Below are 16,150 nucleotides of genomic sequence, written 5' to 3'. Positions count from 1 at the left end.
TTATGAAAGAACGTCAATGCGACTTTTGCAGTGCCAAGATCACTAATCCTGCTCGTACTAAGCCTCGTGTTTGTGGTTATAAAGATGACGAGACAGTACCAAAAGATGCATCTGATTGCTGGCTAACAAACGATAACGTAATAAAAAAACTTTGTGTTTTGTCATTGCATGGAATTGCACCACAAAGAAAATACTACAATGAAATCGTACCTCTTCTTAAACGCTTAGGTGAAGAATATTCAGACAGCAACGAACAAATACGTGAATTTTTTTATACCCTTTCTGGAGAAGAGCGTAAATTTATTTGGGATTATATTCATCCTGTTTTGAAAAAGATTTTCGAGGGATCGATTCCGCTACAAGACCAAAAAAACCAGAAAATATCAAAATCAGCTTCAGCCAGAAGCTGTGATTTCTGTGATGCTCACATACTACAAACAAAAGGCCATTATCCTCGCTCATGTGGTATGCAATATTGCAAAGCAATGCCTCCAGAGCACTCTAATTGTTGGTTAAATCAAGATAATTTGATTAAAAAACTTTGTGTGGTGACAATTAAGGAAACAGATCCACGTATCTCTTGTGTTCCTGAATTGAAAATGTTGCTTAAGAAGTTGGCTGAGGAGTGCTCAGAAGAGCCACTAAAATTGGGTGAATTTTTGAAGTCTCTTGAGCCAACGCAAAGGTATATATTACTGAAATATTCTACACCTGAGTTAAAAAAATTTATCGCTAAAGCGTTGACTGAACTTGATTTAGCAACAAGAAAGCCAATGGCAAAAGTTTATATACCAGAAGATTTACCTGAAGGTTTACTGGTTGTAATTAATGAATATAAAGAAAAAATAGAAAGACGTTACGAGCGCCTTATTAAGCAAAAACACGAAAGAGATGCTAATTACATTCGTCATGAAATGTTTGAAGCTATAGGCTTTTGTGTTTACCTAGCCAGTAAAGGATTTACAGCTTGGGAAGGCATTAGAAACCGAGACGTAGTGGATTATTTAGCATCGAAAGGCAGGATGATGACAAATCCTCTAAAACGTTTTATCAGTTTTACAGAAGGAAAGAGAAACCCTTTTAGAAAGCAGGGTATGCAAAAGCCACGTAGAACAGGGACGGTTTTAGTTGAAACACCAAGGCCAAAAATAGTACCACCAACTATTCTCAATAAATTCATAAAATCACTAAGAGGATCTGTGTCTGACACAGAATACCTCATTGCATGGTTTGTTTGTAAATTAGGATTAACGACAAACCGAGTTTACAACTTGAAACTGTCTGATTTTAATATTAACGATTCAGGTCGCTGTGTTATTCGTCCTTCAAGTATTTGGCTAAATTTACCAAAACACATAGAGAATATTGTTCAAATACTGGCTGAAAAGGAATTACCCCAATGGCATGCTCAACCAGAGCATCAACGTAAACATTACTACTTGTTTCACAACAATGTAATTAGCTTAAAACATATTTGCACCAGAGTATTGCAAGGTCGAGCTAAGGTTTTAAGAATGTCAGCACTTTATGCCATGATGAATAATGGTTATTTGGATCGCGTAACATTGATTTCTTCAACAGGCGTATCTACACCTACTCTTGCGAAGTTAGAGCGGCTGTTTTCAGTAGATGTACACCGCAGGCTAGATCCAGAATTTGTAAAGCTTCGGAATGTACATATAACAGGGGAGCTTAGTAATAATGGATGAGCAAATATGGTATGTTTACTTATTGGAATGCAAAAATAAACGCATTTACACAGGTGTTTATCCAAATGTCGATAACAGGGTTCATAAGCATAGTATTGGCAAGGGGGCTCTTTTTACAAGAATAAATCAGCCTGAAAAATTGATAGCCCAGAAAGCATTCAAATCAAAACGCGAAGCATTGCAAATTGAGCGTCAAGTAAAAAAAATGCCTGCTATTGGTAAGAGAATTTTGGCTAAAATCTGGAACGAAGAATCAGATTCAACAAGTGATGAGGTGAATTGTGGATTGGTTTAGTAAGATAATGGAAGCAGCATCTCAAGAAATCCATTTTTTAAAGAATAACAGGCCTCCATTTATTGACATAATCCAATGAGAAAAATCTTTATCTAATGGTTGGTTGGTAGATTAAACTTAATACTGCATGTGGTTAATTCGCTTTATTAGGTTAACTTTTTTCATCACAAGTCTTATAAAAATAAAGGGATGTCTATGCTAAAAAAATCGCTTTCAAAGTCAGATTGGGCAAAAATTATTCTTGCCCCGATAGTTGGCATTTTAACCGTTAAAATAATAACGCATTGGGATAAGTTGCCTTTTAATATTCATGCCAAAATGGTGAGTAAAATTGAAGTTGAGGTAGCTAAATTCGATCCAGAAGTAGATATTTTAACTGTTAGTATAGCGAATAATAATTACCATGATATTCAAGATGTTGTAACTCAATGTGTTTTCTTAAGTGAGAGTGGTAGCGTCATAGCCAAATCAAAGTTAGTATGGCTAACAGATGTTCATGCAAAGTCACATAAGTCAGCTAAAGAAAGAGCAACTATTAACTCTAAACAAACACACTCTGTATCTTGCAGTGTTACTGACGCAAAAAAATTAAATACATATATGGGAAAAGAGCAACCTTCAGCAAGCAGTATTAAGGTTTCACCAAGACCGATTAGAGAAGGCAGTTGATACTGCTTCGATTAATTGAATCAAATCATGTGATGTTCAGTTAGACAGTTTGCAATATCTTGTATTGAGCCAAAAGAGACTATAAAAAAATCTGTGTAAGTGGCATTCTATTGCCGACAGGCGGCTGCTATTGCTTCGGAGTGGTCGACTGATTCGGACACATCAATTTAGCCACACTAAGGCATCTAAAAACCTGTGACATCTTGAAACACAAAGTCAAGAATCCAGCATTGTTAACTGTTTTCGCAATTGGTTGTTGTCTCGAAAATTTTGAAGCCTTTGTTTATCTTCATTAACGTCCGCTTTCAGTGAAAAGCGCCGATTTAAACGAATATCAGTGAATATCCGCTTTTGGCACAGAGACGATCTTCACTTTGAACGATAAGTGGAGATATTTCTTTAGGCTTGAAAATTCCTCAACATCTACTTTGAGTTTGTAGGGATATGGCCAGCTCAGGCTCGTCATGTTATGTCAAAGGGATAACGTGATTCAAATTGGCTCACTTAAACATATTTATAAAACAAGCAGACATCCACACGCCAAGCTATATTCAGTGAGTAATTTTATCTCTTAGAAACCAAGATTTTATTATAGTTATTTGAGATCAAAGTCATCTTTTATGAGCTGAATTAAGATGCCCCCTGAAGGAACTTTGAGGATAATCTCGCTTTAATCACAAGGAACTCTGCTTAATGAAAGCAAAGATCGTTGAATCCGCTATTACTCTCATCGAGTCAGGTGAAATAGACAAATTTTCCGTAACTCAGGTCGCTAAGTACATGGGGATTTCTCAGGGAAACTTGACCTATCACTACCCAACTAAGCAGGCTTTGGTTGAGGCAATTATTGATAGACTTCTCGAAAGACACACGATACTGCTTCCTGAATCGTTTTACAAAAACTTTGATGCTAAAAACACCTTGGTTTCGGATGATGCACTAGAGCATTTTATGCGATGGACATCTCAGCGAGAGGTCGCTAACATAATGGTGTTTATCTGGAAACAGGCAATTAACTCCCCAGAAATTGCGCAAAAACTGGCTAAATACTACAGAACGATAATTTTTAAGCAAATTGATGATACTGGTGTAGAGCAAACACAAACAGACAAAATCAATCACATTATCTTGCTGTCATCGATGGCCGTTGGGCTCATACCACTGATGGGGTTAGGTCGTACAACATTTGACATCAATGAACTCGTAGCAAATGCCAAGTTGATAAATCATAAGCTCAATCGGTAATGTAAACTTTTAAATACGCCCTACCTAGCATAGGAAATAAGGATAACGCAATCAGTTTGCACAAATTCGGGGCATATAAATATTTACTAATAGATATAGGTTAATCCACCTACATGATGTAAGATGTGTATATTTAGTAAGCTAAACATGCACACGGATGCTATCTATGCGCAAAAACCTCCCTGTTACATCTAACGAAAAAACTTTCCCATCGTCTGAGAAGCTGATTTCAGTTACGGATAAAAACGGCAATATTGTTGATTGTAATGACGCTTTCGTTGAGGTCAGCGGATTTTCCAGGTCGGAGTTAATTGGCCAGCCACATAATATTGTTCGACACCCCGATATGCCAGCGATGGCTTTCAAAGTGATGTGGTCACATCTAAAAGAGGGTAAAGCATGGATGGGGTTGGTTAAGAACCGTTGTAAGAACGGTGACTTTTACTGGGTAGACGCTTATGTAACACCCGTGACAGCTAATGGCCAAGTTATTGGGTACGAATCTGTTCGTTCAAGCCCAAGAGCAGAAGATGTACAAAGAGCAGACAGATTATACCGCCGCTTGAGTGCGGGAAGTAATTTACCTAAACCGTTACCTATATCGCTGCCTAACATTTTTTTAATGGTGTCTGTCGCTATCGCGCTTGCGACATTCTTTCTTGGTTACAAAGAGTTATCAGAGAGTTTGTTGCTCGCCGTCATTGCGATCTATGCAATTTGGGTCAATGTGAAAGACCACGCCAGAGCGTCTGACTTAAAGAAATTACTAAGCCGTTCTTTCTCGCATGAACTCGCAGTTCTCACCTACACCAATAAGTCCGGACTTACTGGCGCATTAGAAGTCTCTGTATTGAGCCAGCAAGCTCATCTGACAACTATTATCAACCGCATTGATGATGCCGCGAAAAGAGTATCGCGCGAAACACTTTCCTCATTTGACTTGGTTAAACAATCTAAGCAGGTTATTGATCACCAGCAATCTGAAACGATTCAGGTTGCTACAGCGATGAATGAGATGACGACAACTATTTCAGAGGTATCGCATCATGTTTCCAATACCGCTTCACAAGCTGATAAAGCATTTAATCTGGCCGAAACCGGTGGAGGACTCTCCAAAACAACAAGCGCCTCTATTGAAAAACTTAGAGCAACTGTCCAGACCATTTCGAAATCCGTTGTTGATGTAGAGCTACAAACGACGAAAATTGCGCAAGCAGCTCAAATAATTGAACAGATTGCTGAACAGACCAACTTACTTGCGCTAAATGCTGCTATCGAGGCAGCGCGTGCCGGCGAGCAAGGCCGAGGTTTTGCCGTGGTTGCTGAAGAGGTGCGTAATCTTGCAAAACGTACCCAAGATTCTACGAAAGAAATATACGAAATTGTCAGAGCTCTCTCACTAAAATCCAGCGAGGCCGTTAAAGTAGCTGAATCAGGTGCTTCTGACGCTGACGAGGGGCTGTCAAAAGTCATTGAGAGTGGAGATATGCTGCAAGGCATCGTTGCCTCAGTCGGGCATATATCCGATATGACGACACAGATGGCAGCGGCTGTAGAGGAGCAAGCTCATGTGGCTGAAGATATCAATCGCCAGGTTGTAAGTATTTCAACGTTGGCCGATGAAAGCGCCAATTCTGCTGATAAAGCAGCAAGCTCTCTAGAGCACCTTAAGAAAATATCTGAAGAGCTACACGAGCTGGTGGTGCGTTTTAAATGAATATGTTAATGAAGTCTATTGACCAAAGGACAAATCTGGCAGGTCAAAATCGCTTTGAAATGCTCCTCTTTAGCCTTAATGGTCATCAGCGTTTTGGCATCAACGTCTTTAAGGTTCGGGAAGTAATTCGTGTACCTGAGCTCATTGAAATGCCAGGAGCCCATTCTTTTATAAAGGGCATTGCGCAGCTTCGTGGCAATCCAGTTATCGTTATCGACCTGAGTGAAGCTACGACAGGGAAGCCGATAAGTTATCCCGAACAGGCTTTTGTGATTGTGACGGAATACAACCGCCATATCCAAGGCTTTCTGGTTTCGGCAGTTGATCGCATCGTTAATCTGAACTGGAGTCAAATTCAACCTCCACCTCAAGGAGCAGGGCAAAGTCATTACCTAACCGCAGTGACAGAGATTGAAGGCAAGCTCATTCAAGTCATAGATGTTGAAAAAGTGTTCTCGGAGATCATGCCCAACGACCATGAAATTGAAGCTGAAACGGCGCAACAGCTTAAAGGGTTCAACACCTCTGAGATTGAAGTATTGGTTGTGGATGATTCAGCAGTGGCCAGAAATCAGATTAAACGCGTGTTAGACAGTGTAAATATCCCGTCTAAACTGGTTAATGATGGCCAATCTGCACTTCAATATTTACAAGACTTTGCGGCAAAACATAAAGCAGTAATTGCAGAGAGAATACCTTTGGTCATTTCTGATATTGAGATGCCAATAATGGATGGCTATACACTGACATCCGCGATTAAATCTGAACCACTTTTGAAAGATATTCACGTCGTTTTGCACTCTTCATTAAGTGGTGTGTTCAACGAGTCAATGGTTAAGAAAGTCGGCGCGGACCAATTTATCGCGAAGTTTCATCCTGATGAATTATTACAAGCAATCAATCACTGGTTGTTAATGAAGTAAAGACAGGTGCGCTATGAGAGTGGAAGAAGTACTAAAGCGATTAAACATCAACCCCGTCTCTTTTGATGAGCGTAAAGCTCTTATTAATCTTTCAACAACCGAAATTAAATTGCTCGAAGCCATTCATAAACCACTTTATGCCTTTGAGAATGAGCTTATTCATGCTTTTTATAAGCATCTTTTAACATTTGATCATGCATCGAGGATGCTGCATGACGTCAATTTAATGAGTAAGCTGCAAGAGACACAGAAACTGTATTTTAGGAAATTAACTGCCGGTGATTATGGATTTGACTATGCCCAAGACCGTATTAGAGTGGGCATTGCACACCAAAGGGTTGGTTTGACGCCGCAATGGTACATTGGTGCTTATGGAGTGTATTTAGATCTCGTTTGCAAATTCGTCAGCGTGATATTGAAAAGCGATACAGATCGAATCGAACCAACGTTAACCGCCTTATACAAAGTTGCTTTGCTGGATATCACCCTTGCCTTTGATGCCTATATGTACGCTAGCCACCAGGCCCTTGAGCAATCCAGGCAGCAGATTTCTGATAAATACGATTTCCAAATCCGCACCAGCAATGCCATCGCTAAAATACAGCGCGCCTTTATCCTTAATGAATCGTACCACAGTGCACTTAGCCTTTTACTTAATGAGCTTATTGCACTAACAGATAGTCAATTCGGTCTGATTGGTGATGTGCTCGAGGATTCGCAAGGCCAGCCCTATTTAAAAGTTCGGGTTTTAACCAATATCAGCTGGGATAATGAAACCCGGGAGTTATATGAAAAAAGTAAGGCGGACGGCTTAGAATTTCACAATCATCATAATTTAATTGGCGAAGTATTAACAACCGGCCAGGCTATTATCTCAAACAATCCTCAGAATGACTCTCGTGCTGGTGGCACGCCACATGGTCATCCCAAGCTTTCTTCTTTCCTCGGATTGCCATTTAAACATAATGGTAAGTTGATTGGCATGGTCGGCCTGGCTAACGCAGCCAGGGGCTATGACCAATCTGACGTTGAGAAACTCAATCCCATCCTCGAAACCCTGGAGTCGCTGTCCGAAGCCAGAAAAATCAAAAATAGACTTGCTCAGACACTGGAGGAAAATGCCCGCCTTGCTTTGGTCGCGACGCAAACTGTGAATGGGGTATTGATATTAGATTGTGATTACAACATCACCTGGTGTAATGCTGGCTTCGAACGGATCTCTGGTTATCCTTTAGCGGAGCTTGCCGGCCAATCGCCATGGACAATATTAACCGGGCCGCAGACTAATAGCTTTGACCTTTTGAAGTTGCAAAAAGCAGTATCAAATAAAAGGCCTATAGAACTTGAGCTACTTAAATATCGAAAGAGTGGCGAGACTTTCTGGAGTCGAATCAGTTGTAACCCTACATTTGATGAGCTTGGAGTTCATACGGGGTATATTTCGATTGAGCTGGATATAACTCAAGAGCGCTTGAGGCAGGACGAACTGACCAGCCTTAAAAGCGTTGTTGATCAAATCGCTGATGCCGTCCTATTTTTTGATGCCGAAACGTTGGACATTTTATATGCCAACCTTGCTGCACAGCGTCAACTTGGGCGGAGTTGGGCGATGCTACAAATTATGAAGCCCTACGAATTTAAGCCGAGCTACGATGCACAATCGTTCGATCGGCTTTTGAAGCCGCTCAAAATGGGTGAGGTGGAGCTGCTGCATTTTGTTACCCAACATCACAAAGGGGATGGTAACATCTATCCTGCAGAAATTAGTATGCAGATTGTACAAACAGCGTTTAACCAAAAAGTCGTCGTCAATATAATTCGAGACATCTCGGCGCAGCTTGATTATGAAAGACTCAAAAGTGAAAACGAAAAGCGCTTGGTGAACTTGCTGCATAAATCAGAGGATGCGATGGGCATAATCAGCCCAGATTTTGTCATTACCGATTGCAATGACGCAGCTGCAAAGCTTTTTGACTTGTCTGACCGCAAAGCGCTGATTGGCTTGTCGCCTATTCAATTTTCACCATTGAGCCAGGGTAAAAACAACAGCGACGAGCTCGCCAAAGCTCTTTTAAATAAAGCCTCAACAGAGGGCTACCAGCGTTTTGAATGGCTTCATATCACTAAACAAGGTCACCATCTACCGATAGAGGTAACGCTCACTCCAGTCATCTACCTTGGAAAAAACGCTATCCAGGTAATTTGGCGTGATTTAAGTGACATTAAAGCCAAAGAGCATCGCATCAAGCAATTGGCATTTTTTGATGAGCTAACGGGACTGGCTAATAAAAATTTATTCTCTGATCGAGTTAAATACCTACTTAAAATTGCACAGAGACATCAATATACCATCGCGGTTGTATATATCGACCTGGTTAATCTTGAAGACATTAACGAAACAATGGGATACGAAGCGGGTGATGCAGTCATCCAAGCGGTCGGTCGCAGATTAGCAAAAACCATCCGCGGTGCAGATACTTTAGTGCGTTGTGTCTTTGAGAACGAGGACTGCCAGACTTTACCTATCGTCAATGACATAGATCGAGAGTTTGACTCCTTAGCCCGTTTAAATTCTGATGTTTTTGCGCTTGCAGCCGTTCTATCTAATCCCGATGCGGCATCAATAATGGTCAACAGGTTACAACAAGCTCTCGCTGAGCCGCTCGAAACCCTAGAGGGTGAAGTCAGTATCAATGCAAGAGCTGGAATTGCTTTATATCCTCAGGATGCGGATACCTTTGATGCAATAACACGAGGTGCCAATATAGCACTTAATATGGCCAAAGATTCCGGTTTACCCAGTTGCTATTTTAATATTGAAGTGGGTGAAAGGATTCAGAAAAAATCAATTATCTCAAAGCAACTTGAGAGAACCTTACTCTCCTATCCTGATAATCTGCGAATCGTCCTTCAACCTCAAGTTTGTTTAAAAACACATAAGTTAGTCGGTGCTGAGGTTCTGGTGCGCTGGAGAGACGAAGAGCTTGGCGAAGTTTCGCCAGGATCCTTTATTCCAATTGCTGAAGAGCGAGGGTTAATCAATAAGTTGACGCATCTCGTATTAGAACGTGTTATTGAACTGAAACGCAGTTGGCAGAAAAAAGAAGTGTTCTCGCAAGAAAATTTGCGTTTCAAGCTCGCCCTTAATATTTCAGCGAAAAGCTTTGATGATGAGTCTGCAATTTATGGTTTTTTAACTTTGATAGAGCTCGCAGGGTTAGAGCCAAATGATTTTGAGCTTGAGCTTACCGAAACAGGGCTTATGCGTGATCCCGATAAAGCAATATCAACTTTAAATGTGATACGAAGTAAAGGTTTTGCGATTGCCATTGATGACTTTGGTATGGGGCATTCTTCATTAAGTTATCTAAAAAACATCAATGCGGATGTGCTGAAAATTGATATGCACTTTATCAAGTCAATACTTGAAGATGAGAAAAACCTCGCCATTGTTAAAACCATTATTTCAATAGCAAAGATTTTTGGCTTGAAAACTCTTGCTGAGGGAATTGAAACTCAAGAAATTGCGACGCTACTGGCAGAACTGGGTTGTGATTGGGGGCAAGGTTACTACTTCGATAAACCTCTCTCTGTTGAGCAGTTTGAAAAATTACTTTTGAGCTATAAAAGAGCTGAGGTATCCCCAGAAATTTTGTAGTTAAAATAAAAATTTAGGTGATTAGATTAGGGAACATTCATGGCGGTTCCCGATCTGATCATTCGCCAAAAATCCCACACCGCGGATGCTCGCCATGAATGTTAAAACTATGCTCGCTGATTTCCTCCGATTTGTCACCCCAAAAACCATGCATAAAGCCAGATTTTCTGTCTTGTTAGATGCGGTTACTGCTCTTGCTAAAGACGCTCGTTGCACCGTTACAGCAATTGGTCGCGCTATGCCAGGGCCCTCAGACAAAATCAGCATCAAGCGAGCCGACAGATTACTCAATAATGCCAATCTGCAACGAGAGCTACCGTTGATTTATGCCGCGTTGACTGCTTCTGTTGTAACCCCCCATTCCCATCCAACGATTTTAGTCGATTGGAGTAATGCGGATACCGCCAAGCGTCACTTTATTTTACGAGCGAGTATTGCTGCGGACGGCAGAGCATTAACGTTGTTGCAAAAAATCGCTGCTGAAGAAGAGTACACCAGCCCCCGTTTGCATCAGGCATTCTTAGAGCAACTTAAAGCCATGTTACCAGAAGGCTGCAAACCAATTATCGTGACAGACGCCGGATTTAAAGTGCCTTGGTTAAAACAAGTACGCGAATTCGGCTGGCATTATGTCGCCAGAGTCAGAGGGAATGTGAAGCTGAAAGTGGCAGGGCAGGAAGAGTTTATCTCTGTTAACCAATTTTATCGTAAGGCCAAAGCCAAGCCCAAGCATGTCGGCAACATCTTACTCACCCAATCTCAGAGCTATGAAACACAAGCTGTTTTGGTTGGAAAAGGTTACAAGTTATTGAAAAGAGATAAAAACAGGCAATACAAAGAGCCTTGGCTATTAGTTTCCTCTTTACCAGAAAGTCATGAATATGCCGAGAAAATTGCCAAATGCTATAGCTGCCGAATGCAGATAGAAGAAAGCTTCCGGGATCAAAAAAGTCACCGTTACGGGTTAGGTAGCGAGCTACATGGTACTCGCAAGAAATCACGCTTGGAGATCTTACTGCTCTTGGCAGCCCTAGCTAACTGGTTTCATTACCTGCTTGGCAGTGCGGGTGAGAAGGCTGGCTTACAACGACGTTATCAGGCTAATACCGTTAAGCATAGACGAGTGCTCGCTCTTTGTTCCCTTGGGATACTGCTCTGTAAAGAGCAAAAGCTTAATATAAGTAGGCGATATTATCAGCAAGGGCTAAAGCAAATTTTGCAGTGGATAGCTCAGTGGTGCTGGACACCGGACGATCTGATAGAGTGTGGATAATATGGGGGAGCAATTTGTGGGGATCCCTCAGGTCAGTTTCACTAAATGACCAAGTTTTAGTGTCTGTGTGATAAACGCCGCCAGCTTGTTTCGCTATCTCTTTATTTTCAAATCCAACATTGAAATGAACCCTTGCTTCAGGCGGTGTAAGGTATCCTCGTTTATTTGCTTTTTCTAGTAAACTCGCATCATCTTCTGGTATCCACCAAGCGCCAAGTGCTTCAGACCATCTAGCACCCATTGACGATGCTTTCTTATTTTCGCTAAATGGAATATTCAATAGAATGCGGCCTTTTTTGGGATCAAAATCACTTTCTCCGCTCCATTTAGGTGGCTGTACCCATCGCCATGTTTTATAAGTTCCTGCAGTATCTATAACAAAGTCTTGATCTTTAACTTCACCAGTGTGTATGTCATAGACAGTAGCTATAACTTTGGGATTTCCGTAATAAGGTGGTTTTCCTGTTAGCTCACCGACAAATGTAATTTTTGCTATGGTGTTACCCCAGGTTGTCCTTTGAACCCAAAACCCTGGTTTACGCCAATGCTCTACATACATTTGATAAATATTCAAAATCCAGTCCTCTTAGGCATTAGTGTTTAGCTAACGATTCAAACATGTGAAGCTGCAGATTTTTATCTTAGCTTGCATTACTTAAGTTTTGTTTAATTTTCAAAACACTGGTTTGATTATATTAATAAGCAACTTCTTTCTTTCAATTAAGGCGCTATATGTTGCATATTGATCAGCGAGCGTCACGTTACCAATTATGTCGTTGAAAACTGTAGCAGATTCAATAGCCCAATCTGGCATACTACATATTCTCTCCACCATCTGACCGACATAAACAGGATTAACTAGCTTCTGAAATGGATGAAATTTTGGATAGTTGCTATCAGAAAGTAAATCTAATGACTTTTCAATATCCCTAGAGCAGGCAAGTAATGATGAACCATGGTCCACAGCAAATAGAATGCCCCTTTCGCTTTTTGAGAGCTCCGCTTTAAAATTGAATGGCCTATCTGCGTTACCAATCCAGAAGTCAAAAACAGCAATGTAAGACAGCTCCTTGGGGTAAATCTTACTAAGGCTGAGTAATTCATTGATATGGCCTTGCTCGATGTGAATTCCTTCTGGAGCATTGTCTGGAGGTTCCTCTGCTCTAGGATCGTCATCAGTAAAATCATAGAAATCACGATCATCTTCATGAGCTCTTAGCGAAGCAAAGCGAACAACAGAGTTATCTTCGGTTGACTTTGCAGGGACGCCCAGCGCTACTGGAATACCAAGGAACATTGCTAGCCTATTTGCAGCTAATTCTGAGTAGACCTGAGCCTTCAATTCCTGATCAGACTTTAAAACTACAGCCAAATGCCCCTCTTGAGCGCCTGTTGTGCTTCTAACATTTGGCTCAAGCTGAGCTGCGATCTGATAAAAGAGAATGGTCATTTATCAGACCTCAAACGCCCATTGCTCAGCTAAAAGTTCGGCCTGCTCTATGATACGCTCAATCGCTGCACTTTCTTTATCAGGCGGATAACGATGTGTTTTTAGCAACACCTTTACCATGGCCATCATTTTAGCTCGCGCAGATGTTCTGTTTTGCCAATTTATTGTTGCAGATTTTCTTAACTTGTCGGTTAGCTCCATGGCTAATGAGCGTAAGACTGGATGACCAAGCTGTTCTAAAGCCGAGCCGTTTTCAATAAGTGCCTGGTAGAACGCAAACTCTTCTTCGCTCATACCGTCAGGTGGACTTGCTTCATTTAGCTCTTTCGCAATTTTTATTAATTGCTCCATCACCTCGACTGTGGTTAGCCCTCTGTTTTGATACTTATTGATGGCTTCTTCAAGTTTTTTGGTAAAAACTTTGCCTTGCATAGCATTTTTCGTGCTCCTGTCTTTTATCTTGTCACCAACAAGACGAGCTAAAAGCTCAGCTGCAAGGTTTTTAGTTTTCATTTGTCTGATTTGCTCTAAAAACTTTTCATCCAATAATGATAAGTTTGGTTTTTCTAAACCGAGCGTGGCATAGAGATCATTAACACCTTCAACCAGTACCCCCTTGGCAACAAGTTGCTTAAGTGCCGCTTCCCGTTCTAACTTTGATTTTCCACTGGCGACCCCTGAGCGTGTAAGCTTAATTAAACCAATCCTAACCGCTTGGAAGAAGGCTATCTCCTCCCTGAGTGCTAATGCCTCTTCACGGGTGCCAGCAAGCGATTGAGCACGATTTAGCTTAGCTACCGTATCTAGGTAGTTAGTGACGCCTTTATTTCGTTGTTTCTCATCAACTTCAGTTGTCAGGCCAATGATGTGATCCATAGCTGGCTGTAAAAGTGATAATGCAACAGTCGGATTATCAATGTTGTCGTAGTTAAATTTGTGGAAAAAATTCTTACGGATTACGTCAACTGTATCAAGCAGGATCTTCAGTGATTCGCCTGAGATATCGACAGGGGAGCGAGTCGATTTAGAATCACGGGTATAAGATTTAATCGCCTTTTTAAGCTCCTCGCCAATGCCAATATAATCGACTACTAAACCACCTGACTTATCACGCCATATTCGGTTTGTTCTGGCGATGGCCTGCATTAAACCATGGCCTTGCATGGGCTTATCAACATACAAAGTATTCACTGGCGGGGCGTCAAATCCCGTTAACCACATATCGCGGACGATAACGATTTCAAGTTCGTCGTCAGGATCTTTGAATCGTTTTTCAAGTTGTTTGCGTTCAAACTTATCGGTTCGATGAGGCTGAAATGACGCTGGATCATCTGATGCAGTAGTCATGATGACTTTAATGCGGCCAGAATTAATATCGTCACCTTTCCAGTCGGGTCGAAGAGCAATAATTTCATCAAAAAGACTCACTGAGGCTTGCCGTGATATTGCAACAACCATGGCTTTTCCACCCGTTAAATCTTTTCGCATTTCCCAATGTTGCACCAAATCTTCTGCAAGTGTTTTTAAGCGATTCTCTGCCGTTGCTAGGGCTTCCATTCGCGTTAAACGACTTGAAGTTTTGGCTTGCTGGGTTTCATCTTCGCCTTCAGTGTTCTCTAAGAACTCTTTAAGTAACGCCTCTTTTTCAGCTTCGTTAAACGATAATTCAAGGATCCGAGATTCATAACTGACAGGGACAACTGCGCCATCGTCCTGAGCGTCAATCATATCGTAAATATCGACATAGGTGCCGAACACTGATTCTGTATCTCTATCATCCGAGCTAATGGGTGTGCCTGTCATACCTAAATAAATCGCTTTAGGTAGAGCATCACGCATATATTTGGCAAGGCCGTATTTAGTCTCGCCCGTTTTCTCATCTAGCGTGGCTTGGAAGCCATACTGAGTACGATGGGCTTCATCTGCTATGACAATGACATTAGAGCGGTCACAAAGTGTTTCTAGCGTGTTTTTACCTTGCTCTGGTGCAAACTTATTGATGGTGGTAAAAACGATACCACCCGCTTCTGTGGTGCTTAGGATTTCTTTTAGTTCAGCTCGGCTACCCGCTTGAACAGGACTGCCTCTTAGCGACCATGAACTTAAGCTAAATGTTTCGAACAACTGGCCGTCTAAATCGTTCCTGTCAGTAACTAGAACAATGGTTGGGTTTTTAAATTCTGGCCGCTCACGTAAATTCATTACATAGAAAAGGGCGAGCAAGGACTTGCCTGAGCCCTGTGTAAACCACAACACGCCACCTTTGCCGTCTTTACGCTCTGTAAGCGCTTCTACAGCTCGTTGAACCGCCTTTTTAACGCCATGATACTGGTGCCACTGTGCCACGATTTTAAACGTGTTCTTGCCGCTTTCACCGCCATACGCAACGAACTGGAAGAAGAACTCCATTAAAGTCTCTGGATTCAGTAAACCTCTAACCAGAATTTGTAATTCCATTTCGCCTTTTAAGCGAACTTTTTCGCCGTTTAACAAACGCCAAGGCGTATAGCGCCCAAAATCTGCGCTTAAAGAGCCGTATCTAGCCAAAGTGCCATCAGAGATAACATTTAAAAGGTTGTAGAAGAAAAGCTGGGGAATGTCGTGTTTGTAGTTTTCAATCTGGTTATAAGCTGATTCGATATCAGCACTTAACTCTGCTGGGTTTTTAAGCTCAATGACAACTAAAGGCAGGCCATTAACCATTAGGATGATATCTGGCCTGCGTTGTTTTTTACCAAAAATAGTTAATTGACGAACAGCAACAAAATCGTTATCGCCATCTTTAGAAAATACTTGTAAGCGGATAACTGTAGGAACGCCATCTTTGTCAGTACGGTCAACCTCAACGCCATTTCTTAACCATTCATAAAGCGCTTTGTTACCGTCAATAACGGATTGAGACGCGAAGCCAGCAATTTTATTAAAGGCATCTTCTATTTCTGAGGATGAGCATGAGGGATTTAATCTTTGCAACGCTGAACGTAAACGGCTTGATAATACAACCTGTGAGAAACGCTCTCTGTCCTGACTTTTGCCACCGAGAGAGACTTCATCACCTGTAATGACTTCATAGCCAACTTCGCTTAACCAATCAAAACACGCCAATTCTAAATGGTTTTCGTTCATCTAAATCCCTTTTATTCAAATAACTTGCAACTTAAGAGCGCAAAATAAATACAAACGTTAATGTACCACATTTAAAATGCAAAAC

General features: G+C 41.3%; 11 protein-coding genes. 8 read left to right on the top strand and 3 right to left on the bottom strand.

The window, feature by feature from the left end:
* Nucleotides 1-2: 2 nt before the first annotated feature.
* The 8 genes from M1L23_RS12640 to M1L23_RS12605 all read left to right on the top strand — a co-directional run bounded on the left by M1L23_RS12640 (nucleotide 3) and on the right by M1L23_RS12605 (nucleotide 11,489).
* On the top strand, nucleotides 3-1,709 hold the full coding sequence (locus M1L23_RS12640; protein WP_252627804.1) for a hypothetical protein: 1,707 nt from the start codon (nucleotides 3-5) through the stop codon (nucleotides 1,707-1,709).
* On the top strand, nucleotides 1,702-2,004 hold the full coding sequence (locus tag M1L23_RS12635) for a GIY-YIG nuclease family protein (RefSeq protein ID WP_252627803.1): 303 nt from the start codon (nucleotides 1,702-1,704) through the stop codon (nucleotides 2,002-2,004). The genes M1L23_RS12640 and M1L23_RS12635 overlap by 8 nt, the downstream gene beginning before the upstream one ends.
* 195 nt (nucleotides 2,005-2,199) lie before the next feature.
* Entirely contained in the window at nucleotides 2,200-2,673 is a 474-nt protein-coding gene (locus tag M1L23_RS12630; protein WP_252627802.1) for a hypothetical protein, read from the top strand.
* A gap of 693 nt (nucleotides 2,674-3,366) precedes the next feature.
* The gene (locus tag M1L23_RS12625) at nucleotides 3,367-3,918 is read left to right on the top strand and encodes a TetR/AcrR family transcriptional regulator (protein ID WP_252627801.1); all 552 of its coding nucleotides are present in this window, start codon (nucleotides 3,367-3,369) and stop codon (nucleotides 3,916-3,918) included.
* A gap of 166 nt (nucleotides 3,919-4,084) precedes the next feature.
* Entirely contained in the window at nucleotides 4,085-5,635 is a 1,551-nt protein-coding gene (locus M1L23_RS12620) for a methyl-accepting chemotaxis protein (RefSeq protein WP_252627800.1), read from the top strand.
* Entirely contained in the window at nucleotides 5,632-6,558 is a 927-nt protein-coding gene (locus M1L23_RS12615) for a chemotaxis protein (protein ID WP_252627799.1), read from the top strand. The genes M1L23_RS12620 and M1L23_RS12615 overlap by 4 nt, the downstream gene beginning before the upstream one ends.
* A 19-nt stretch (nucleotides 6,559-6,577) precedes the next feature.
* On the top strand, nucleotides 6,578-10,216 hold the full coding sequence (locus tag M1L23_RS12610) for an EAL domain-containing protein (protein ID WP_252627798.1): 3,639 nt from the start codon (nucleotides 6,578-6,580) through the stop codon (nucleotides 10,214-10,216).
* Between the two features lie 85 nt (nucleotides 10,217-10,301).
* On the top strand, nucleotides 10,302-11,489 hold the full coding sequence (locus M1L23_RS12605) for an IS4 family transposase (RefSeq protein ID WP_252627797.1): 1,188 nt from the start codon (nucleotides 10,302-10,304) through the stop codon (nucleotides 11,487-11,489).
* Here the strand turns inward: M1L23_RS12605 and M1L23_RS12600 are convergent.
* From M1L23_RS12600 to M1L23_RS12590, 3 genes are all read right to left on the bottom strand, one after another.
* Nucleotides 11,389-12,063 carry a DUF5710 domain-containing protein gene (locus tag M1L23_RS12600; protein WP_252627796.1) on the bottom strand — a complete coding sequence of 225 codons (675 nt, stop codon included), beginning with the start codon at nucleotides 12,061-12,063 and terminating at the stop codon, nucleotides 11,389-11,391. The genes M1L23_RS12605 and M1L23_RS12600 overlap by 101 nt on opposite strands.
* A 99-nt stretch (nucleotides 12,064-12,162) precedes the next feature.
* Complete coding sequence (locus M1L23_RS12595; RefSeq protein WP_252627795.1) at nucleotides 12,163-12,939, bottom strand: hypothetical protein; 777 nt, start codon at nucleotides 12,937-12,939, stop codon at nucleotides 12,163-12,165.
* A gap of 3 nt (nucleotides 12,940-12,942) precedes the next feature.
* Nucleotides 12,943-16,065: a type I restriction endonuclease subunit R gene (locus M1L23_RS12590; RefSeq protein ID WP_252627794.1), complete on the bottom strand. Its 3,123-nt coding sequence runs from the start codon at nucleotides 16,063-16,065 to the stop codon at nucleotides 12,943-12,945.
* Nucleotides 16,066-16,150 lie beyond the last annotated feature (85 nt).

This window comes from Aliidiomarina quisquiliarum, from assembly GCF_023922585.1.
GTDB classification, from domain to species: Bacteria; Pseudomonadota; Gammaproteobacteria; order Enterobacterales; family Alteromonadaceae; genus Aliidiomarina; species Aliidiomarina quisquiliarum.
The sequence above is the reverse complement of the archived record's forward strand: the minus strand, read 5'-3'. Positions and strand labels throughout refer to the sequence as shown.